At 43.0% G+C, this 21,636-nt stretch carries 19 protein-coding genes; 11 read left to right on the top strand and 8 right to left on the bottom strand.

Features of this window, described 5'->3' with window-relative positions:
* Position 1: 1 nt before the first annotated feature.
* Positions 2 to 2,104 carry a M3 family metallopeptidase gene (locus UH38_RS11955; RefSeq protein ID WP_045054883.1) on the bottom strand — a complete coding sequence of 701 codons (2,103 nt, stop codon included), beginning with the start codon at positions 2,102 to 2,104 and terminating at the stop codon, positions 2 to 4.
* A 354-nt stretch (positions 2,105 to 2,458) separates the two neighbouring features.
* On the opposite strand from UH38_RS11955, the gene UH38_RS11950 reads away from it, so the two are divergent.
* Entirely contained in the window at positions 2,459 to 3,958 is a 1,500-nt protein-coding gene (locus UH38_RS11950; protein WP_045054882.1) for a TolB-like translocation protein, read from the top strand.
* Positions 3,959 to 4,174: 216 nt separating this feature from the next.
* On the opposite strand, the gene UH38_RS11945 is transcribed toward UH38_RS11950, so the two are convergent.
* Complete coding sequence (locus UH38_RS11945; protein WP_045054881.1) at positions 4,175 to 4,570, bottom strand: hypothetical protein; 396 nt, start codon at positions 4,568 to 4,570, stop codon at positions 4,175 to 4,177.
* 341 nt (positions 4,571 to 4,911) lie between these two features.
* On the opposite strand from UH38_RS11945, the gene UH38_RS11940 reads away from it, so the two are divergent.
* Entirely contained in the window at positions 4,912 to 6,204 is a 1,293-nt protein-coding gene (locus UH38_RS11940; RefSeq protein WP_045054880.1) for a hypothetical protein, read from the top strand.
* Positions 6,205 to 6,425: 221 nt separating this feature from the next.
* Here UH38_RS11940 and UH38_RS11935 read toward each other — a convergent pair whose 3' ends face one another.
* The 4 genes from UH38_RS11935 to UH38_RS11920 form a co-directional block, all read right to left on the bottom strand.
* Complete coding sequence (locus UH38_RS11935) at positions 6,426 to 7,559, bottom strand: glycosyltransferase family 4 protein (RefSeq protein ID WP_045054879.1); 1,134 nt, start codon at positions 7,557 to 7,559, stop codon at positions 6,426 to 6,428.
* An 88-nt stretch (positions 7,560 to 7,647) separates the two neighbouring features.
* Positions 7,648 to 8,250, bottom strand: coding sequence for a Uma2 family endonuclease (locus tag UH38_RS11930; protein WP_045054878.1), 603 nt, complete (start codon positions 8,248 to 8,250; stop codon positions 7,648 to 7,650).
* Positions 8,251 to 8,317: 67 nt separating this feature from the next.
* Positions 8,318 to 8,902: a Uma2 family endonuclease gene (locus UH38_RS11925; RefSeq protein WP_045054877.1), complete on the bottom strand. Its 585-nt coding sequence runs from the start codon at positions 8,900 to 8,902 to the stop codon at positions 8,318 to 8,320.
* Between the two features lie 82 nt (positions 8,903 to 8,984).
* Positions 8,985 to 9,464 carry a hypothetical protein gene (locus UH38_RS11920; protein ID WP_045054876.1) on the bottom strand — a complete coding sequence of 160 codons (480 nt, stop codon included), beginning with the start codon at positions 9,462 to 9,464 and terminating at the stop codon, positions 8,985 to 8,987.
* A 169-nt stretch (positions 9,465 to 9,633) separates the two neighbouring features.
* Here UH38_RS11920 and UH38_RS11915 point away from each other — a divergent pair, with 169 nt between their 5' ends.
* The 8 genes from UH38_RS11915 (at position 9,634) to UH38_RS11880 (ending at position 15,316) form a co-directional block, all read left to right on the top strand.
* Positions 9,634 to 10,758: a site-2 protease family protein gene (locus UH38_RS11915; RefSeq protein ID WP_045054875.1), complete on the top strand. Its 1,125-nt coding sequence runs from the start codon at positions 9,634 to 9,636 to the stop codon at positions 10,756 to 10,758.
* A 127-nt stretch (positions 10,759 to 10,885) separates the two neighbouring features.
* Positions 10,886 to 11,488 (top strand): vWA domain-containing protein, encoded by a 603-nt coding sequence (locus UH38_RS11910; RefSeq protein ID WP_045054874.1) that lies wholly within the window; start codon positions 10,886 to 10,888, stop codon positions 11,486 to 11,488.
* 9 nt (positions 11,489 to 11,497) lie between these two features.
* A complete protein-coding gene (locus tag UH38_RS11905; RefSeq protein ID WP_045054873.1) occupies positions 11,498 to 12,103 on the top strand; it encodes a vWA domain-containing protein in 606 nt (201 codons plus the stop codon).
* 160 nt (positions 12,104 to 12,263) lie between these two features.
* A complete protein-coding gene (locus UH38_RS11900) occupies positions 12,264 to 12,731 on the top strand; it encodes a salt stress protein, Slr1339 family (RefSeq protein ID WP_045054872.1) in 468 nt (155 codons plus the stop codon).
* A gap of 105 nt (positions 12,732 to 12,836) precedes the next feature.
* Complete coding sequence (locus tag UH38_RS11895; protein ID WP_045054968.1) at positions 12,837 to 13,256, top strand: MarR family winged helix-turn-helix transcriptional regulator; 420 nt, start codon at positions 12,837 to 12,839, stop codon at positions 13,254 to 13,256.
* Positions 13,257 to 13,344: 88 nt separating this feature from the next.
* Positions 13,345 to 13,791 (top strand): VOC family protein, encoded by a 447-nt coding sequence (locus UH38_RS11890; RefSeq protein WP_045054871.1) that lies wholly within the window; start codon positions 13,345 to 13,347, stop codon positions 13,789 to 13,791.
* 49 nt (positions 13,792 to 13,840) lie between these two features.
* Positions 13,841 to 14,830: a glutathione S-transferase family protein gene (locus UH38_RS11885; protein WP_045054870.1), complete on the top strand. Its 990-nt coding sequence runs from the start codon at positions 13,841 to 13,843 to the stop codon at positions 14,828 to 14,830.
* 165 nt (positions 14,831 to 14,995) lie between these two features.
* Complete coding sequence (locus tag UH38_RS11880; RefSeq protein ID WP_045054869.1) at positions 14,996 to 15,316, top strand: hypothetical protein; 321 nt, start codon at positions 14,996 to 14,998, stop codon at positions 15,314 to 15,316.
* A gap of 47 nt (positions 15,317 to 15,363) precedes the next feature.
* Here UH38_RS11880 and UH38_RS11875 read toward each other — a convergent pair whose 3' ends face one another.
* On the bottom strand, positions 15,364 to 16,974 hold the full coding sequence (locus tag UH38_RS11875; protein WP_045054868.1) for a DUF2079 domain-containing protein: 1,611 nt from the start codon (positions 16,972 to 16,974) through the stop codon (positions 15,364 to 15,366).
* Positions 16,975 to 17,171: 197 nt separating this feature from the next.
* Between UH38_RS11875 and UH38_RS11870 the strand changes: the two genes are divergently transcribed.
* Complete coding sequence (locus UH38_RS11870; RefSeq protein WP_045054867.1) at positions 17,172 to 18,566, top strand: TldD/PmbA family protein; 1,395 nt, start codon at positions 17,172 to 17,174, stop codon at positions 18,564 to 18,566.
* Positions 18,567 to 18,685: 119 nt separating this feature from the next.
* On the opposite strand, the gene UH38_RS11865 is transcribed toward UH38_RS11870, so the two are convergent.
* Positions 18,686 to 21,373: a chloride channel protein gene (locus UH38_RS11865; RefSeq protein WP_082065372.1), complete on the bottom strand. Its 2,688-nt coding sequence runs from the start codon at positions 21,371 to 21,373 to the stop codon at positions 18,686 to 18,688.
* Positions 21,374 to 21,636: the final 263 nt, after the last annotated feature.

Here is a 21,636-nt window from a genome sequence, read left to right as displayed (position 1 = left end):
ATTAAGCAGCTACTAAGCCACTGTGCTTGAGCAAAGCTACGGTACTAGGTTCGCGTCCTCGGAAAGACTTAAATACTTCCATTGGGTGCTTGCTACCGCCTAAAGCTAATACTGTATCGCCAAAACGCCGCCCAGTTGATGCGATCGCTTGTTCGGAATCTAGCCCAGCTTCCTCAAAAGCCGCAAATGCATCGGCACTCAATACTTCCGCCCATTTGTAGCTGTAGTAGCCAGCAGCATAGCCGCCTGCAAAAATATGCCCAAAAGCACATAAAAAAGCATCTTCTGGCAAAGGTGGCAAAACTGTAGTAGTTTGCGCGATTCGGTTGCGGACATCGTTAGCTGTTTCCCCGTTACCAGGTTGATAGCGGTGGTGTAGTTCGATATCTACTTGACTAAAGTGCAGTTGGCGCAGCATAGCGCTACCGCTCATGTAATTTTTGGCTGCTACTAGCTTGTGGTAGTAATGATCTGGTAACGGTTCGCCCGTCTCGTAGTGTTTTGCCATACCCATCAAAGTCGGGTAGTGGTAGCACCAATTTTCCATAAATTGACTGGGCAATTCTACCGCATCCCACTCGACGTTGTTGATCCCAGCAGCATCGGCGTAATCAACTTTAGTCAGCATATGCTGCAAGCCGTGACCGAATTCGTGAAATAGAGTTTCTACTTCGCCAAAAGTCATCAAACTCGGCTTCCCGTCAACTGGGGGAGTTTGGTTGCAAACTAGATAGGCTACAGGCTTGCGTAATGTCGTTGTACCGTCAGCTTGCGTAATTTTTGCTCTACCGATACAATCATCCATCCAAGCACCACCGCGCTTTTCTGCAGGGCGACTGTAGGGATCTAGATAGAAGTAGGCGATCGCTTCTCCCTGTTCGTTGGCAACTTGAAAATAACGTACATCTTCATGCCACACTGGAGCTTGACCATCTGCGGCGGTAATAGTTACACCAAATAACCGATTGACTATGCCAAATAAGCTTTCTAATACTTGCTCCAAGGGGAAGTAAGGGCGCAATTCTTCGGCGCTAAAAGCAAACTTTTCTTCCCGTTGGCGTTCTGACCAAAAGCTGATATCCCAGTGTTTGAGATCGCTATTTTTGGGATCTTTGCTGGCTGCAAAGGCTTTTAAGTCTGCTAAATCCTTCTTGGCTGCTTCATAGCTAGTACCGCGCAATTCTTCTAATAGCGCTTCTACGGCGGCTACACTTGGAGCCATTTTTCTTGCTAGGCTAAGTTCGGCAAAACTAGCAAATCCTAGCAATTGGGCTTTTTCTTGACGTAGCTGTAAGATGCGCTCGATTAAGGGGTTATTGTCTAACTCGCCTGAAGAGGCGCGACTAATAAAAGCTTTATAGAGTTTTTCCCTCAAATCGCTGCGCGTGCTGTGCTGCATGAAAGGACCAAAACTGGGGAAATCTAAGGTAATCAGCCAAGGACCATTTTCAGGAGTTGCGTTTTCTTCGCCAGCTTCGCGGGCAGCTTGAGCAGCTAAACTAACTAAGCTAGGGGGTAAACCGTCAATTTCTGCTTTGCTTGTTAAAGTCAAGCTAAAAGCTTTGGTTGCATCTAAGACATGGTTGGAGAACTTAGTCGAAATTTCGGCAAGTTCTAGTTGAATAGCATTAAAGCGATCGCGCTTTTCGCCTTCTAAGCCAATCCCTGAAAGTTCTGCATCTTTGATAGCTGCATCTACAATCCGCTTTTGGGCTGAATCTAGGCTATCCCAATCTTGACTTGCTTTTAGGGCTTTAAAAGCTGCATAGATAGGCTGACTTTGGCTGAGTTTATTAAAAAACTGCACTACCTGCGGCTGTACGCTTTCATAAGCTTCCCGCAGTTCGGGGCTATTTTTTACACCCATTAAATGCCCAACTATACCCCAACTCCAAGTTACACGTTCGCCTAGGCGATCTAATGGTTCTACTAAGCCAGTCCAAGTAGGCTGAACTTGTGCTTCTAATGCTGTTATTTCTTCGTCTGCTTCTGCTAACAGTTGAGTCATTGCAGGAACTACGTGTTCCGGCTTAATCTCTGCAAAGGGTGGTAGTCCTTGACCTAATAATAGGGGATTTTTATTAATGGTAGTATTTGTACTCATGAAACGCTCAGTATCAACTATCCTTTCTTTTATTGTCGCTTTTCTTAACAATCTTGGCTTGGTGTTTATACCGAACCTGCCTTAAATCAGTGACCAGTTTTTCAGTGACCAGTGACCAGGTTTTAAATCAGTGACCAGTTTTTCAGTGACCAGTGACCAGGTTTTAAATCAGTGACCAGTTTTTCAGTGACCAGTGACCAGGTTTTAAATCAGTGACCAGTGACCAGGTTTTGAGATGAGAGATCGCAGTTGCTTAGAAAAATTTTCGCGTCCATGTCAACAGCAAGCTAGGATAGCGCTACTCTATCAATAGCTAATTGCTTCTTTTGCTCTCCTGTCTATTTTCGGTAATCAATGTCAGTCAAAATTAAGTCGTTTTTTCAACCACTCGATCGCGTTGCGATCGCTCTCATGGCAATACTCAGCTTAATTACGGTACTGCTGTTATTTCAAGGCGATGCGATCGCGCCGCGCGTCCGCGATTTTAGCTGGCAAAATCAGCGTGTAGGCGCAACAGATAACGCCTTTTATCTCAACTTCAGCCGCCCCATGAATATTCAGAGCGTTGAAGATAACCTGCAAATAGATCCGCAACTACCAGGCAAAATTAGCTGGGCTGGGCGGAAAATGGCTTATACTTTGCTAGCTCCACCTCCTTATGGCAATACCTATCAAGTGCAGCTAAATGGAGCTAAAGATCGGTTTGCAGATAAGCTTACAGGCAAACCAATTCAACCATTTAAAGGCGTTTTTCAAACCCGCGATCGCGCTTTTGTCTATTTGGGTGTAGAAGGTGACGAACAAGGGCGCTTGATCCTCTACAACCTTACCAAAGAGCAAAAAACTATCCTCACGCCCAAAGATTTAGTTGTAGTAGACTTCAAACCTTACCCTACAGGTAACAAAATTTTATTTTCTGCTAGCGAACGAACTAGCGATCGCCAAGGTTTGCTACTAACTCAGTTATATAACGTGACGACAGGCATTGAGTCAGAGCTAAATGCTCAAAATAATGTTGCCCCAGGTAGAATCGATCTAGTTTTGGATGACAAAGGTTATCAAAACCTCAAGTTCGACTTATCAGCAGATGGGAAAACGATTGTCGTACAAAGAGTAAGTCAAAAAAATCCTGGAGACTTTGGACTGTGGATGCTGAAAGCAGATAGCGATCGCAACTCTCCTCCTAAACCACAACTACTACAAAGCCAACCAGGAGGAGACTTTATCATTACACCAGATAGTTCAACTCTAGCGGTTGCCCAAGGTCAAGGCGTAGCCATTTTACCGTTGCAGGTGCAAGCAACTAAACCATTAGACTTTTTACCTAAGTTTGGCATGGTGCTAGATTTTGCCCCAGATGGAACTAAAGCGGCGATGGTGCAGTTTAATTCTGACTACACGCGATCGCTATTTTTAGTCACCAATCAAGGCGTACAAAAACAACTGTTCCGTACTACTGGTTCAATTAATAGCTGTCTTTTTCACCCTACATTGCCCAGTATCTACTGTATGCTGACTCAATTAGTAGAAGGCGAGACTTATCAAGAACAGCCGTATTTAGCGGCTGTTGACATCAATTCTGGCAAACAAACTCCTCTAATTGTCATGCCCGAACAGCAAGATGTCCAAGTAAGCTTATCACCCGATGGTTTAGCTTTATTATTGGATCAAATTGTCACAGCAACAACGCCCAATAATTCACCACAAACTAATGTTCCCCGCACCAATGACGGAGAAGCGATCGCCACAAGTCGTCTCTGGCTAGTACCTCTAGTTGCATCAGCAAAAACATCTACCCAAGTGCAACCAGAACAATTACCATTACCAGGCTTTCACCCGCGTTGGCTACCCTAGACCAGTGACCAGTGACCAGTGACCAGTGACCAGTGACCAGTGACCAGTGACCAGTGACCAGTGACCAGTGACCAGTGACCAGTGACCAGTGACCAGTGACCAGTGACCAGTGACCAGTTAAGCACCAGTAACTATTTACTGTTAATTGTCTGACATATTAACTATCTCATCTTTACCTAGTTACTGGTCACTACAAAAGTCTCCCTGGTCTGTTATTTACTGATTTATCCTAGCTTCGATATCTTCAAAGGTTTGCAGCAATAAACGCTTTGCTTGCAATTGCCAACCCCATTTTTGGATTCTGTAAGCGGCGATTGTTCCAGCGATCGCTGCTACTAAGCCTAATGGTTCTGAAAAAGAAATCCCTACTAATAAGCCTAATCCGGCAATTCCCCAAAATGGCAAAGCTACTGTTTGCCGCTGCTGTTCGATTAGCTGCTCGATCCCACCAGCTTGCATACTTGCTGCTAACGCCTCTTTTGCTGTTCTCTGCTCTGCTATTGGTACAGATAAACCAATTTTGCGCCGTAGTTTTTCTATTTTGCGAGCAGTAGTGCTGTATTCAGTTAATTCGTCTTCTGCCATTTTTAGCAGGATTTCTAGGCGATCCATTTAATTTATCAATTAATAAATCTTTATCTTTCAGCATACGTGGGCGATCGCCTTTTTGACAAACGATCGAGCTAAATTGCCTTTTTCACTTGTTTTGATTAGTCAAAATCTTCTAAGTAAAATTACGGTTGACAGTTAATAAGAATCGTTGTTCATTACTTATTTAATTAAAAATTAACAAAAAAAACGCTTTGAATAGGTATTTTAAAAGCTCGGAGGTTGCTAGAATCAAACCGTTTAACATTTTCTAAAAATTCAGTACAAGCATCGAGTTAAAGTTAGCGATCGCCAACGTCTGTTAAGGTTTGTAATCAAATTAAATAACTTGGGTGGGGAAAAATATGAGTGAAGCTGAAAATACTAAAAATTGGGCGCTAGAAGAATTAATGAATTATGTAAATTCATTGACAGACACTCAAACGAACGTAAGTTATAGCAATTCACTGCAAGCAACTATGCCCAGAAATCAAACAGAAAATTATCGTAACTGGGCGTTAGATGAACTAATGGATTATTTAGATACATTGGCAGAAAACCAGATCGAGACAAGCGATTCTAGCTTATTTGCTGCAAATATGCCCCAAAGCGATCGCCCTGTAATTGCCCTACAAAGCAACGAAGTATCCAATATTCCATCAGAAAAGCCCCAAGAAATAGATAATAAATTTTTTCTCCAAGTTGAAGCTAAAAATAAGCAACAAGGAGCCATTGCGCCCTCAAATATGACAAATTTAGTAGCTTTGATTCAACAATTGCGATCGTCAAATAGCAATTTAGGTAAGCGAGTTACCGATCTAAGTCAAGCAATGACACAGTTTCACCAAGCTTTAGAATCTCAAAAAGCGCAAAATCAAGTTGCACAGACGATGCTTTTAGAAAAAGATCGAGCGCTAGAAGCTGCCTGTCAAACTATTGAATGCCAGCAAAATTTAATTGAAACTTTAAATACGGAACTTGCAAGTCACAAAGAGTTTGTCGCCCAATCGCAGGCTATTTATAGCGAACAGTCTTACCAACTACTAGAGGCAAAAAATACTTGTCGAGATTTACGCACGCGCTTACATCGAGAACAGCAACATAGCGTGCAACTTAAATTCGCTCTAGAAAAGTGTTTGGCAACTCCAGCAATCAACCAGCAGTATATAAATCATCCCACCGATTTAGAAGCCGATTTTGCCGTTCCTAAAGCACCGCCAATAAAAACTTGGACGGTAAAAACACCATGTAAGGGCACAATAGAACTTGATTGGGAACGCCATCAGCCAGAAACAGATTTAGTTAATGAAGCTGCGGTAGTAGAAACAGACGAACCAAATATCGGTATAGAACAGCCAATTGTTGCAGAAGAACTACCAAGCGATCGCGACAATGAAATTATCGAAGTCCAATGGCAAGAGTTAGCAAACTTAGTGGAAAATAACTTACAAGATGAAGCGATCGCTAGCCTAACAGCAGATCTACTTGCAGAACTAGATGAAGATCCAAATGTCTCTTCACCAGTAGAAACAGAGACAAGCTACTTCAACGCCAACAAAAATTGGCCCTCACCAGTAGTTTACCCCTCCCGTCCGCCCAAAGGACTCAAATCATTAGCGGCGATCGAACTTCCTCATTTTCGGCGGCGACGGGCGTGAGTTTTTAACAGTGACCAGTGACCAGTGACCAGTGACCAGTTAATGCCCATACTTAAAAGAGCTAGGATTTAAATAATCAATCAATTTCTTGATTTTTCACTTCTCTTAATTTGGGGCGCGAACTTTGGAGATAGAATACTCTATACCCAGGAGATAGAATACTCTATACCCAAACGTCGATTGACTTGTACTTACTAATAACTGGTCATGGGCATGACGTATTAAGTAAGGGCAACGTTACTTAGTAATTTTTCAATTTGTTGATTAATCGTTGCTACGTCAAATCTTTGGCTTGCTTGTACCTTCGCTTGCTGCGCGATATTAGCGCTTAATTGTGATTGTTCTAGGCAAGTATTAATCGTTGCGGCTAATGCATCAACATTTCCTGGTTCGACTAACCAGCCTGTTTTACCATCTTCAACAAGTTCAATTGCGCCTCCAGCTTTGGTTGCAACTACAGGCGTACCGCACAACATCGCCTCGACAATTACGCGCCCAAATGGTTCGGCGACGGTTGATGTATGCGTAACTAAGTCGCAAGCACTCATCAAAGGGATAATATCGGAACGAAATCCTAAAAACTTGACTCGGTTTTCTAAACCTAGTTCAGTAACTTTGGTATGCAACTGCTGTACGTAATCTTGTTCGCCAAATAAGGCATCGCCGATAAAAATTGCTACTACATTTTCTGGGCAATATTGCAGCGCCTCTAGCAATATATGCTGTCCTTTCCAGGGCGATAGGCGGCTAAAATGACCGACTACAAACTTGCCTTCTAACCCTAACTCTCGCTTGAGTGAGGCTTGCGGCTGTTGATACAAATTTAAGTCAAAGCCATTGTAAACAAAATCTACAATTTCTTTGCGCCCGCCTGCGGCAATAAAAGCTGCTTGACTAGCCTCGGAATTGGCAATAACTAAAGCTGCGCGATTAGCCAAAGTTACAGCAATGCGGCGGTTAGTAGCACTAAAGTGATCTAAAGATAAAATATCGTGCAAATGATACACCAAAGGGCGACGGCTGAAGAAACTGGCGATCGCACCTACTACTAGCGCTTTTTGAGTATTAGCATAAATTAAATCGTATTTGCGACTAAGAGCAGTAACGCGATTAATCAGCGGTACGAGTTGCCCCAAACTACCTAAACCCTTAGCTAAACCGCTTTCCTTGCGTACTTCTATCCCTTGACTTGCTAGCACTTGTACGGGGATATGTTGCTCGTCTAGTAATTGTTTAAACGTCCCATCAGCAAATAAACCCACCAAACAATTATCGCGGTAAGGTTTGGCAATATCAATTAAACACAGTTCTGCACCGCCAGGTTTACCGCTTTGATCTAAAAATAGAATTTTCATAATTATGGGATTATTTGCGATCGCTTGAGCATATTAATTTAGATTAATACCTGACAACGCAGGCATATTTACCCGATTTATGTCTCACTCAAGACACAATCCTGGCATAGCCATTTTCTGAGGGTAAAAGTTCTACATCTTCATACAGCAGTTCAATTGGACATTCAAAGTCAATACTTGTAAATTGAACTATTTCACCTGCGGCGTATGGTGTAAATTCCCATTTATGACTGTCGTTGAGCCTAAAAATGTCAACGCTAATTTTTTCCGAACTAATCAGCACGTATTCTCGCAGGCTTTCAAGGCGGCGATATTGAGCAAATTTTGTACCGCGATCGTAAGCTTCGGTACTAGGAGAGACAACTTCAACGATTAGGCAGGGGTATTTTAGATATTTAGTTGCTTGCTTATCTTCAGGATGACAAGTTACTGAGACATCTGGATAAAAATATGGGTTGCCAGATTCGGAAAGTTGAACTTTCGCATCTGACATAAACAGCCGACAGCCTCGACTTCTCACAGGATTTTTGAGGGCAGAGGTAAGATTAATAGCGATCGTATTATGGGGCAAAGTACCGCCAGTCATGGCGTAGACTTCGCCATCAACATACTCGTGCCTTGTTTCCTGACAAGCTTCCCATGCCAGGTATTCATCAGGTGTCATGTGTCGCTTTTGGGAATTGGCAATCATGTTTAACCTTCCTGCGCTCCCCTAAACTCTCATATCTTACCCAAACTGCAAGTCTAAGGTTATTTTTCTAGAGTAATTCTACAGCTTCATACAGCAGTTCAATTGGGCATTCAAAGTTAATACTTGTAAACTGAACTATTTCACCTGCAGAGTATGGTGTAAGTTCCCATTTATGACTGCCATTGAGCCTAAAAATGTCAACGCTGACTTTTTCCGAACTAATCAGCACGTATTCTCGCAGGCTTTCGAGGCGGCGATATTGGGCAAACTTTGCAACGCGATCGTAAGCTTCGGTACTAGGAGAAAGGATTTCAGCAATGAGACAGGGAAAACGGACAAATTTGGTAGCGATTTTGTCACGAGAATCGCAGGAAATCAGCACATCGGGATAGAAAAAAGCACCTGTTTCAGCAGTTTGAACTTTGACATCGGCAACATTTACCCGACAGCCTTTTGTGCGTATGGGGGAACGCAAAGCACTATAAAGGTTAAGGGCAATATCGTTATGAGCAAGGGTTCCCCCTGTCATGCCATAAACTTCATCCTTAGCGTACACAACTCCATCTACGTATTCATAGCGAAGCTCTTGCGTTTCTTGCCACTCCAAATATTCTTCTGGAGTCATGTATGGTTTATCTGATATTGCAATCATTTCAACCTCCTTAGCGATCTATAGTTTGCTAATGTGCGATCGCACTCCAAAAAAGAATTGTCTAATGCGATCGCTTATAACTTTAACCTTCAGGAGACTTCAAAGCGCGATCCAAAACAGCCCGCGCTTGTTCTGCTTTTGCTCTTGCTTCTTGATAGCGCAAGTTCGCTTGAGCAAAGGTTTTGAGTACCTTAAAGCCTTCTTTGAGGCTGGCTATTTCTTCCTCGCTGACTGACTTATCGGTAAACAAAATATCGACTGCCGCACGCACAGCTAGCGCCTCGCTGCGCGATTCTTGTACTTTCAACTTCAACGTAGCTAAGTTATTTAGCACTTGTACGGCTTGAGTTATACCGTCTTCATCGCTTTGTTCGTCAGCAGGCAAATCTTTGACTTCAATGAACTGCTGCGGACTAAAACCATCGGCAAGATCGGTAGATAATGTCCCATCATCCATCAATTCCATCAGTTGATCCATTGCTTTTTCACGAGCTTTGGCTGAATCTTTGCCAGGGACATTCAATATAATCTCTGGACTTTGAGCAAGAGTGTACTTAACCATATTTGTAGCGAGTCAGCTTGGATAATTTTAAGGTGCTAGGCAAGTAACTAAGTACGCCTGATTCTCATAACCGCACCTCAAAGGACGGATACTACTCTATTTTAAAAGATTAAACCCGTTTAACATTTCGTTACGATCGAGACATAGCTGAAATGAGAGGCAGTGCATGATGAATGGCACTATTCGCGCAGGCAATTTGTTCGGGATTCCTTTTTATATCGCCCAGTCATGGTTTTTAGTTCTAGCTTTTGTAAGTTGGAGCTATGCTAGCAACTTGGCGGCGCAATTTCCTGGATTAAATGGCTTTTTACCTTTGCTGCTGGGATTAGTTGCAGCTTTATTGTTGTTTGCTTCTGTACTAGCACACGAATTAGGACATAGTTTCGTTGCCTTGAAGCAAGGAATTGGCGTTAAATCGATTACGCTGTTTCTGTTTGGTGGTTTGGCGAGTTTAGAAAAAGAGTCAAAAACACCAGCCGGAGCATTTTGGGTAGCGATCGCAGGTCCTTTAGTTAGTTTGGCAATATTTGGTATAGTTACGGCTATTACTGCTACTATTCCCTTATCAGGACCATTGGCGGCAATACTCGGCACGTTAGCTTATGTCAACTTAGCACTAGCGCTATTTAACTTAATTCCAGGGTTACCTTTAGATGGTGGCAATATTCTTAAAGCTTTAGTCTGGAAAATTACAGGCAATCCTTATAAGGGCGTTGTATTTGCAAGTCGTGTAGGGCAATTTATTGGTTGGCTAGCGATCGCTAGTGGTTTAATTCCGCTATTATTATTCGGCAGCTTTGCTAATATCTGGAACTTGCTCATCGGTTCGTTCTTGTTGCAAAATGCAGGTAGAGCGGCTCAGTCTGCTACCGTACAAGAAAAATTCCAAGGTTTGACAGCAGCCGATGCGGTAACTGCTAATAGTCCGCAAGTTGCGGCAAATCTAAGTTTAAGAGAGTTTGCTGACGAATCTATTATCAATGGCAACAATTGGCGCAAGTATCTAGTTACAGACGAGCAAGGTATATTAGTAGGTGCGATCGCAATTGAAGACTTGAGCAAAGTTCCAAGTTCGCGCTGGCAAGAAATGCAAGTCAAAGACTTAATGCAACCAATTGATATTACTACAGTCGTATCTTCCGAGCGATCGCTATTAGAGGCGGTAATGCAACTAGAGCAGCAACAAAAGTCAGCATTACCTGTAATTAAGGAAAACGGAGTATTAGTAGGCATTCTAGAAAAAGCAACAATTCTCCACATCCTGCAACAGAAAACTCAACTAAATCCTGTGTAGTTGTACAAGGGCAAAGGTTAAAGGGAAAAGGGCAGAAAAATCCTTTTCCTTTTTTATTTGCTAGGTGACGTAGCATTACCTAAAAGCTAGACTAGAGCCGAAGACGTAATTATCAGGAAGACATAATATGAAAGACCGCGATTATACATTAATTATTGACAAAAGCGGCAGTATGTCCACTCCCGATCAAATGGGTGGAAAAAGTAGATGGGAAATAGCTCAAGAATCTACTTTAGCTTTAGCTAGAAAATGCGAACAGTTCGATCCAGATGGAATTACAGTTTATTTATTTTCCGGTCGCTTCAAGCGTTACGATGATGTAACATCTGCTAAAGTTGCCCAAATCTTTCAAGAAAACGATCCATCGGGGACTACTAACTTATACTCCGTACTGCAAGATGCTACCAATAGCTACTTCAAGCGCAAAAGTGCCGGACAAACTAAGCCTAATGGAGAAACAATTTTAGTAATTACAGATGGCGAACCAGACGATCGCAGGGCTGTAATGGAAGCTATTGTAAATGCATCAAGGCAAATGGAACGCGATGAAGAGTTAGCTATTTCGATGATTCAAGTCGGTAACGATCCGCAAGCTACTAAATTCCTCAAAGCCTTAGACGATCAATTAGAAGGAGTAGGCGCAAAATTTGATATCTGCGATGCGATTACGCTAGATGACATGGAAGACATGAGTCTTGCGGACGTGCTACTTAACGCCATTAACGATTAACAGGTATTTATGCTACAGAACCGAGACTATACCCTAATTATCGACAAAAGCGGCAGCATGGCTACCCCAGATCAAAAAAATGGTAGAACTCGCTGGGTAGCAGCGCAAGAATCAACTTTAGCATTAGCTAGTAAATGCGAACAATTCGATCCAGATGGCATTACTATCTACTTATTTTCTGGTAAATTCAAACGCTTTGAAAATGTCACTTCTAGCAAAGTTACGCAAATATTTCAAGAAAACGATCCCTCTGGTACTACCGATTTGGCGGCTGTACTCAAACACGCCACCGACGACTACTTTGCGCGTAAATCGGCAAATCAAACTAAACCAAATGGCGAAACTATTTTAGTAGTAACAGATGGCGAACCAGACGATCGCAAAGCTGTGATGAAGGTAATTATCGAAGTCTCTAGGCGTATGGATCGTGACGAAGAACTAGCCATTTCAATAGTTCAAGTAGGTAATGATGCTCAAGCAACTCGCTTTCTCAAAGTTTTAGATGACGAACTGCAAACTGCTGGAGCAAAGTTTGATATCTGCGACACGATTACAATGGACGATATGGAAGACATGAGTTTGTCTGAAGTATTGCTGAACGCTATTAACGACTAATTACCCTTTGGTAACGATTGGGTTTTGCCAGTTAGTAGTAGGTACAAGCCCCGAAATAAAATTGGGAAAAATCAAGAAATTGATTCATTATTTAACTGGTCACTGGTCACTGGTCACTGGTCACTGTTAAAGTTGTTCCCTTAATTTAGGACTCAAAGTGATGGACTCAATTGATAAACTTTTAGCTCAAATTAAAGCCGAGTCTCAAGAACCTACAGTAAAGCCCAATTTACCAAATCCAGCCGCAGCCAACGATGCAGCTATTGATAGCCTTTTAGAGCAAGTAGAAGGCAAGTATCAAAAGCCACCAGCACCTCAATCGCCTAATATAAAGCGATCGCAACCTGCATCAAATTCCGCTATAGACAGCCTACTAAACCAAGTTAAGAACGATTATCAAGAACAAGACAAAATAGCAGCACAACAAAAACAGCAGCAAATCCAAGCACAGCTACAACAGCAACAACAGCAAAGGCAAAAACAACTTGAGGCTCTAAAAGTTCAGGCTCAAGCTTGGTTAGAAAAACTAGATCCTTTGTCTTCTGAAGGCTTGTGGTTTGAGAGATTTGCTGAAGGATACCCGACAAAACTCGCCGCAGCTATTGAATATTTGCAAGACTCGCATTAGTGATGTGGGAGACAAGGGGGACTACAGGGGGATCGAAGTCTAGTGACAACCGAAGATAATCAAACAAATCAGTCTGCAACTAAAGCCGCCGCCAAAGAATTATTTATGGGGACAGTACGCGAGTTAGTCTGGGCTTACCAAGCTTTTAGAAGCTATTCTGATGCCCAAATTCGCCAGATGGGTTTAACTTCCTCCCAGTTTGATGTAATTAGCACTTTGGGTAATACCCCTGGTATGACTTTTCACAAGTTAGCCGAAAAAACTCTGACCACTAAAGGCGAACTTACAGGCATTATCGATCGCTTAGAAAAGAAAGGCTTAGTCCGCCGCGAAGTACCAAAAGAAGATCGGCGCAGCTTTCTTGCCGTACTTACTCCTGAAGGTGAAAAAGTCTTTGCTGAAACCTTCCCCGCCCATATTGCCTACCTCAAAGAGCGTTTCGCTCTCCTGGAACCTGAAGATTTACCGCAAATTGAAGCTGCTTTAGTCAAGCTCAGGAGCATATTTGAGAAAGTTCCTATATAGACTGTTTGCGTGCAAACAATATTTATGATATAAATAATAGTACGCATTAGTACATTACTAACGCAAACGTTAGCAGCGGTACAAAACAATGGCTATACAAGGAATCAATCATATTGTTTTGAAAGTGAGAAACTTAGAAGCTAGCGATCGCTTCTACCAAGAAATACTAGGAATGCAAAAAGTAGCCGAACGCCCTGGTATGTGGTTTTACCATGCAGGGAAACATCACCACGATTTAGCTTTAGTCGAAGTTGGTAGCAAGGCGATCGCACCTCAAAGTCAGGCAACAGGCTTATTTCACATCTGTTTTAATGTCAGCAACGAGCAAGCATTAGCCGAGTTATACAACCGCTGTAAATCTTTTGGCGTGACTATTTTAGGTACAGTTGACCATACAGTAATGCGATCGTTTTACGTACTAGATCCAGATCGCAACGTCATTGAATTAGGTGTAGATGTACCTCACGAAGAATGGGCGGATTTGTCAGCACCATTTAGTAGAGATGTAGCTTATTCCTTACCCAATTATCAGTGACCAGTGAAGAGACAGTAAAAGTTTAGGGCGAATATGAACAGAGGTAATTATGACACTCGGAATGTTAGTTGATGGCAAATGGGTAACAGATTGGACGGAAAGAGACGAACAAGGCAAGTTTAACCGAATGCCTACTCATTTTCGCAACTGGATTACTGCTGATGGTTCTAGCGGTTTCAAGGCTGAAGCCAACCGCTACCATCTTTATGTCTCGTTAGGTTGTCCTTGGGCGCATCGCACAGCAATTATGTGGAAATTGAAAGGATTAGAAGATATTATTAGCCTTTCGATCGTCGATCCGGTAATTAGCGAAGATGGCTGGAAATTTACTCAAAATCCTGGTTGCATTCCCGATATTGTAAATGGCGACTTCTATCTACGCGATACTTACACTAGAGCTAATCCTAATTATACGGGGCGCGTTACAGTTCCGGTACTTTGGGATAAACAGACTGCAACTATAGTTAATAACGAATCGCGCCAGATTATACGGATGTTTGACACCCAGTTTGCAGATAGCAACACTGACGCTAACTTTTACCCCACCGAGTTACAGCAGGAAATTGATAAAACAATTGATGCTATCTATCAGCCGATTAATAATGGCGTGTATAGATCGGGATTTGCTAACACTCAAGCCGCCTACGAAGAAGCAGTTACAGAGTTATTTCAAGCTTTAGATTACTGGGAAAACGTACTAGCAGCGCAGCGATACTTATGTGGAAACCAGATAACAGAAGCAGACTGGTGTATGTTTACAACACTTTTGCGCTTTGATTTAGCTTACTACGGCTTGTTTAAATGCAACCTGCGTCGCATCGTCGATTACCCCAACTTGTGGAATTATCTTAAAGATTTATACCAACAGCCCAAAGTTAAAGATGTATGCAACGCCGATCATATCAAAAAGCTTTACTATCAAGGCTTACCCCAACTTAACCCTACCCAAATTGTGCCAGTAGGACCAGAAATAGATTTTGATGCATCCCATAATCGCGATCGTATATTTACCGAATCTAAACAGATGGCACAAGTTTAGGGGCTATTGCTGAATTTGAGGAGAATTTCGCTCTTTTAACCTGCCAATTTTGGCAAGTTCAATCGGCTTCCTCCTCTAGAGGGACGATTTATGCTATCTAAATTCAGCACGATGTTAGCCGGATATAATTCAACAGATCGAATCTTTTGTAATCAGGATTTTCTCATGGCATCAACTCAGGCTGATATTGATTCGACGATCGCCGCTCTCGAAAGTGGAATTACAGCAATTCCAGTCGAACAAGCAATTGCAGTGCTGGAAAGTTGGCAGCACCAACTTCAAGGATTAGACATTGCCAACGATCTAGGAGAACTCAAAGACGCTTTACGTAAAGGCAAAAGCGCCGAAGCAATAGCTAATTTGCTCACCAGTGTAGGCGAAGACACCTTGGGCGAATTATCGATCGAAACTTCTAACGAGGTTGCAGCTAAAATTCGTCAGCTTGCAGATTTGCTGTCACAAGCAGGCAGGACATTAAGAGGATAATAGTTGCGATCGATGCGTAAATAGCAGCGTCAGTTTAGTAATGCCGTTCAGGATATCTGAATGGTTTTTTGATATTCTGCCCAAGCATTAGTTGCAGACGGATTATTAGGTGTGCCTTTTTGCAACAACACTACACCATCTGCAAAACCAATCAGCCCGTATTCTTGGCTATTTATAAGCTGGTTAATCACAGTCATACCTTGTTTGAGTAACTCGCGATCGCTATCAAAAGCAACTTGATACTGCTGAAATTGCCACAAATCGGCGATCGCATAATCAACATTAACTACTTGTTGGCGATCGTTACGCAACTGCAAAGCTGGAAACCTGATAATTTCCCTACGGCTAGAAAGATGAGGAACTATGTAAGTAGTAGCCGCTACACTAGCATCTGAGGGAATTTGTGATAAAAGGCTCCTAATTTGCCATACATGATGCCATTGCTGAGGCAAAGATACATAAACCCAAGGTTGAATAGAGTCAGGAATTACAAAGTAAAATGTCCGACTGGGATTAGATGTCAGCGTAAAAAATAAAGATAGACAAATGCAGCCTACCCAAAAGCGGCGAAAAGAAGGCTTAAATCGTTTGGGATGATTTGCCCACCACAATATTGTCCCGTAAAATACCCCAGGAACAACAGTTAAGGCATAGCGAATTGTAATTGCAAGTCTCGACTCACCTTGTTGCAAGAATATTTGTAACAAAGGAAAAAGTGCGATCGCCCACGCCGAAGCACTAGCAGCAGGTACAAAAGCTAAAGGCAAGAAATGCCCAGATAAATAGCTAATTTTCTTTCCTAGTGGCGAAAAAAGCTGTCCTATCAAACGTTCGGGATGGCTAATCATTCCCCAGATAATATCTAAGGTAGTAGCTTCCTCTTCATCCGTGTACTGTCCAAACCGTTCGATCATAAATCGCCGCGAAATATCCTCAGAAAAGAGCGGCATAATCGCATTAGTTAGCAGCAGCATATAAGAAAAGCTAAGAGTGCAAACAGCAAGCCCAATGCGGGGAAAGCGTTTGCTAACAACTAAATAAAATCCAATACTAAATAGCACTACGCCACTATCTTCCCTCACCGCCAAAATTAACACCGCCAACAGCCAAAATATCCACCACTTACGTTTTTCCATTGCTAGCAACAGTCCAAACACAAACAAGGGAATTTGGCTAATATCGTGGAAATTTGACAAAGTTGGACCAATAACAGCATTAGCGCCATAAAAGCTAACTGTTACCATTGCTGCTAGGGGCGGTTCTAAATAGTGTCTCGCCAAAGCATAAAGAACAATTCCGGCTGCAGTAATTAGAGTAACTTGTAAAACAGTCAGGGTAACAGGCGAAGGAAATAAAGCATACAGCGGCAACCAGAGTAACAAGGCTGGAGTAAAATGCTGTCCCAAGCGGTGATAAAACACTTCTGGAACTTCGCCATTGTGGACAACATTAGTAGAAAGGCTAGAAGAGAGGGAACTTTGAAAGAAACGCCCGTGAGTGCCATTCCAGAATACCTGATTAAAAATACCTTGATCGAAAGAAGCGTAAAAGGTGTAGTACCGATGCAAAGTCAATATCAGACACAGCACGAAAAAAATACTCGCAACCTTAATAACCAGCCATAAACTCGGCTGTTGCCGCAATTTTGATAACCTCACTCCCTCACCGCCTTATATAAGTGGAAAGCGAGTTTATTTTATCAGCAATGGGTAGATGGGGAGATATGGGAGCAACATGGGGATTAACAGCTTAGTCTTCAACTCAAAACTTAAAACTTAAAACTCAAAACTATTGTTGTAGCGATCGCACCCAAATTCATTCAAAATAAAGGAAGTTATTTTCTGGCTGCTTTTATATGCCGATTGCTGTTGTTGATGCCCGAAATTTACTTTCCGACCTAATTGCCCGTTATAGTTCTCAAGTAGATTATCTTGCTATTCGCCTAGAAGAAGCCCAAGGCACAGATATTCTCCGGCGCGGCGATAAAGTTGAAACCCTAAGTGAAGGTTTGTCAATAGGCGGTCAAATTAGAGCTTGTTATAAAGGTGGTTGGGGACTTAGTAGCTTTAACCATTTAGCCACAATTAGCGATCGCATTGAAGAAGCAATCACCGCCGCCAGAATAGTTGGTGACTCGGAAACTCAGCTAGCAGCAATTGAGCCGCGCCAAGATACTTGCTTTGTTCCCTTAACAGGCATAGATCCGCGTAATATTTCCTTATCTGCTAAAAAAGAACTGTGCGATCGCTACAGCGACATCCTCAAAAGCGTAGATAATCGTATTACTACTACATCTGTCCGCTATGGCGATACGATTCAAAAAGTCGTCCTAGCAACCTCAGAAGGCACGCTAATCGAGCAATCCTGGGTAGATATGGAAATGCGCTTTGCTGCTACTGCGCGTGACGGCGACACAGTGCAAACTGGGCGAGAAACTACAGGTTCGCGCAAAGCTTACGAAGATTTGACCTCTCTTGATGATAAAGTCCGCTCTGCTGCTCAAAGAGCCGTTGCTGCATTATCTTTACCCTCCGTCAAGGGTAGTACATACACCGTAGTTATCGACCCTATTTTGAGCGGCTTATTCGTCCACGAAGCTTTTGGGCATCTTTCGGAAGCAGATATGGCTTATGAAAACCCCGATTTGCTAGAGGTAATGAGTATTGGGCGCCGTTTTGGACCAAAGGAACTCCAAATTTTTGATGGTGCTGCACCAGAAGGACATCGCGGCAGCTTTTTCTACGACGATGAAGGTACGCCTGCAAATACAACGCAACTAATTAAAGATGGCGTATTAGTAGGTAGATTGCACTCGCGCGAAACGGCTGGCAAATTAGGCGAAGCACCTACAGGTAATGCTCGCTGTCTTAGCTACCACTATGCCCCAATTGTCCGCATGACCAATACTTGGATTGAAAGAGGCAAAACGCCTGTAAATGACCTCTTTAGCGATATCGAAGAAGGAGTATATGCCAAAAATTGGTTAGGCGGCATGACCAACGGCGAAATGTTTACCTTCAGTGCTGGGGAAGCTTGGATGATTCGCAACGGGCAAATTGCCGAACCTGTAAGAGATGTAACTTTATCTGGCAACGTTTTTCAGACTTTAGCCGATATTGAAGGTATTGGCGATGACTTCTACTGGGATGAGTCTGGCGGTTGCGGAAAAGGCGGACAAAATGGCTTACCCGTAGGTTGCGGCGGTCCTAGTTTGCGAATTCGAGATGTAGTAATTGGCGGAGAAGCTTAAATCAGTGACCAGTTTGTCAGTGACCAGTGACCAGGTTTAGTTGGGGATGTTTTTACCCCAACCAAAACCTACACTTCGCGAACGTGGTTCGTTTTTCCGTCCCTATTCATAAGTCCTATTTAATTGCTGGCGATCGCACCTCGTACTAAGATTACAGTGCGATCTATGCTGCTGGCGATCGCTGCTGGAATGTTACCGCTGATTGCTTGTTGCAATAATCCTTCTCTACTTGCTCCTAACACAATTACATCAAAATCTTGCTTGTTGACAAGCTCGATTACACCTTCAACTACGGATTTTGCTTGCATGGGTGCAGCCGTTACTGCACCTTTTAAGTGCTTCTGGCGGACTAAATAGCGCATTCCTTGTTCTAAAATGTCTGTATCTGCAGGCGATCGCGATTCGGGAAATACTTGACATAAATGAATAAATGGCTCCTCAGCCAGAGTCAAAAAAGCAGGCAAAAGTCCAATAGCAGCTTGCGAGTTGGGACCTCCCGCCATCGGTACTAGCCAACGGTTGAAGTTAGGCAAATTATGAAAAGTCATGTCTTTTACCCGCATTGGCAAACGGTACTTACTCCACAGCGCCGGATTATGAGTCGATTTCGCTGGTTCCTCGGCAAATTTGACTAACACTACGTTGCAAGTTGCTTGTCTAATTAAAGTATCGACGACATTGCCAAAAATTCGCCCTGGGGTAATCGTGTTACCTTTCCAACCCATTAACACTATGTCGATGTGCCGCTCTTTGATAGTTTCTAAAATAGCTGAGGCGATATCGTGAGCGACGCGAATTTGCGTGTGTACGGGAATTTTAAATTTGCGGGCTTCTACTTCTGCTTGACGCAATAATCGCCGACTTTTGGTAGTATTTACTTGCGTCTCGGCTGGCGAACTGTGACGCGAAACTAGCATAATTTGGATGCACTCTATTTCGTAATGCCGCTCTTTAGCGATCGCAATTGCTAGCTGCAATAAGGCTGTAGCCGTCTGGGGGTTAGCTAAAGGTACTAACAAGCGTCCCCGCCCCACTGCGGGCGATCGCGTCTGATACACGACGTAAGATGGCTCTGGTTGGGGTCCAGCTTTACCAGTTTCACCGTTGAGCTTATCTGCTTCGGCACGAATAATATCGGCGCGGGTAATAATTCCAATCAGCTTTTTTTGCTCGACTACAGGCAATCTACTTAAAGATGCGCGATCGAGTAGGTACAAAACATTCGCTAAACTAGCTTGCGGGCTGACAGTTACAGGTTCGGGGGTCATAATTTCACTTAATAGCGTATCCCCTGGCAAAGTGCGATCGCGCATCTTGGCTATATCTGTCTGCGTAACTATCCCCACTAATTTACCGTCATCTACTACCGGAAAGCCGCGATGGTGAGAGCGCGAAAATGCTTGTACTGCTTCATCTAAAGTCATCTGCACTGCCAAAGTCTCTACTCTTGGTTGCATGACATCTTTGGCTGTAAGTTCGGTTAATAAGCCTTTTTTTGGGGCTGCTTTTTCTAAATAGATGCCATTTACAGCTAGAAGCTTGTCATAAAGAGAACCTGGATCGACTTGTTCGGCAATTAAGTAAGCTGTAACCGAACCAATCATTAATGGCAATACTAAGTTAAAGTCTGTCGTCATTTCAAAGACGATCGCGATCGCCGTTAAAGGTACTTTGGATACGACGCTAAAAAAGGCTCCCATCCCAGCCAAGGCGTAAGTTGTTGGCAAACTCATGCCAGTTATTTTGTATTCCAATATGCCCACTAAGTAGCCCAAAGCCGAACCCATAATTAGGCTGGGTGCAAATAGTCCTCCTGGCGCACCAGAACCCGCAGCTACTAATGTGAGGATAAATTGAGCAACAAAAGCGATCGCAGCGATATACCAACTAGCTTCGCCAGTAATTAGAAATTCCCTCAAACCTGTATTATCGCGAAAGCCAGCAGGAAGCAAGGCGATCGCTATCCCAGAAATCAACCCTGCTAGAGCAACTCGCCAGGGTAAACTAACGTGCAACTGACGATAAACCTTGACGCTAGCAATAACGCCACGATTAAATAACGAACCGAGTAACCCTGCTAAGATTCCTAATGCTAAATAAAAGGGAATTTCTCCCAAAGAAAAGCTAGTAACATTTGCAGTTAGTTCTAAATTCAGTTGCAAACTCCTACCACCCAACAGCCGAGAAACTACCGCACCGATAAACGAAGCAACAATTGCCGTTCCCAAAGTTAGCCCCGATAAATCTTGCAGCAATTCTTCAATGACAAATAGTACCCCTGTAATTGGCGTATTAAAAGCAGCCGCTAAACCCGCCCCTGCACCTGCGGCAATAATTTGCCTGCGATGATCTGGAGACATGGGTAAATAACGGCTCAAACCTCCAGCTAGCGCAGCGCCAACGTGAACTGTAGGTCCTTGTCTGCCTAAAGTTAGCCCCGATCCTAAAGCGACAACCGAGCTAACTAACTTGACTAAAGCAATGCGCCAAGAAAGTTTGATCGGCACGTTGGCAAGAGTTGCTTTGACATCAGGAATTCCGCTACCGCCCGCCTCTGGTGCTAGTCGCTGCACTAATAAGCCTGCCAAAAAGCCAAAAGATACTCCTACTACTGGCAGGACAATTAGGCTAGGAAGTTGAGTTGCCGCATGGACGCGCCACGATCCTAGCCATCCCGAACTAACTTTGAGTAATACCGCAGGTAAAGCCGCAACTAAGCCGATTAAGACTGCGTAGGCGATCGCGCTTGCTCTACTTGTGGGTAGGAGCCATTGACGGAGGCGCTGAAGTAGATCGATTTGCAGCATTGTTGGGGAGGAGTAAGAATCGAAAATGCGATCGCGGTTTTAAGAAGGTGAATTTATCTCTAATGTTCCCCGTTTTCTTGCCTGAAGGGCTAAAACGTCCTTTTTTGTTTTAGCTTAACCATCAGTGGATTTACTGAATCCTAAATAAATACTAATTTAAAACCGAGTAAAGTTATCAGTAATTTTTCGCTTGGACCCTTATTAAAAATGCATTAACTTTATTTATAAGTTAATTATATAAAGTTTATGTAAATCAAATATCA

It is taken from the genome of Aliterella atlantica CENA595 (assembly GCF_000952155.1).
Lineage (GTDB): Bacteria > Cyanobacteriota > Cyanobacteriia > Cyanobacteriales > Chroococcidiopsidaceae > Aliterella > Aliterella atlantica.
Note: the sequence above shows the minus strand (reverse complement) of the source record. Positions and strands in the feature narration are given on the sequence as shown.

Coding starts and splice junctions, on each gene's coding strand:
- UH38_RS11935 (WP_045054879.1), bottom strand. CDS start 7,559: ATGAAAATTCTATTTTTAGATCAAAGCGGTAAACCTGGCGGTGCAGAA.
- UH38_RS11865 (WP_082065372.1), bottom strand. CDS start 21,373: ATGCTGCAAATCGATCTACTTCAGCGCCTCCGTCAATGGCTCCTACCC.
- UH38_RS11870 (WP_045054867.1), top strand. CDS start 17,172: ATGCCGATTGCTGTTGTTGATGCCCGAAATTTACTTTCCGACCTAATT.
- UH38_RS11955 (WP_045054883.1), bottom strand. CDS start 2,104: ATGAGTACAAATACTACCATTAATAAAAATCCCCTATTATTAGGTCAA.
- UH38_RS11880 (WP_045054869.1), top strand. CDS start 14,996: ATGGCATCAACTCAGGCTGATATTGATTCGACGATCGCCGCTCTCGAA.
- UH38_RS11940 (WP_045054880.1), top strand. CDS start 4,912: ATGAGTGAAGCTGAAAATACTAAAAATTGGGCGCTAGAAGAATTAATG.
- UH38_RS11910 (WP_045054874.1), top strand. CDS start 10,886: ATGAAAGACCGCGATTATACATTAATTATTGACAAAAGCGGCAGTATG.
- UH38_RS11885 (WP_045054870.1), top strand. CDS start 13,841: ATGACACTCGGAATGTTAGTTGATGGCAAATGGGTAACAGATTGGACG.
- UH38_RS11950 (WP_045054882.1), top strand. CDS start 2,459: ATGTCAGTCAAAATTAAGTCGTTTTTTCAACCACTCGATCGCGTTGCG.
- UH38_RS11925 (WP_045054877.1), bottom strand. CDS start 8,902: ATGATTGCAATATCAGATAAACCATACATGACTCCAGAAGAATATTTG.
- UH38_RS11890 (WP_045054871.1), top strand. CDS start 13,345: ATGGCTATACAAGGAATCAATCATATTGTTTTGAAAGTGAGAAACTTA.
- UH38_RS11915 (WP_045054875.1), top strand. CDS start 9,634: ATGAATGGCACTATTCGCGCAGGCAATTTGTTCGGGATTCCTTTTTAT.
- UH38_RS11920 (WP_045054876.1), bottom strand. CDS start 9,464: ATGGTTAAGTACACTCTTGCTCAAAGTCCAGAGATTATATTGAATGTC.
- UH38_RS11900 (WP_045054872.1), top strand. CDS start 12,264: ATGGACTCAATTGATAAACTTTTAGCTCAAATTAAAGCCGAGTCTCAA.
- UH38_RS11905 (WP_045054873.1), top strand. CDS start 11,498: ATGCTACAGAACCGAGACTATACCCTAATTATCGACAAAAGCGGCAGC.
- UH38_RS11895 (WP_045054968.1), top strand. CDS start 12,837: ATGGGGACAGTACGCGAGTTAGTCTGGGCTTACCAAGCTTTTAGAAGC.
- UH38_RS11945 (WP_045054881.1), bottom strand. CDS start 4,570: ATGGATCGCCTAGAAATCCTGCTAAAAATGGCAGAAGACGAATTAACT.
- UH38_RS11930 (WP_045054878.1), bottom strand. CDS start 8,250: ATGATTGCCAATTCCCAAAAGCGACACATGACACCTGATGAATACCTG.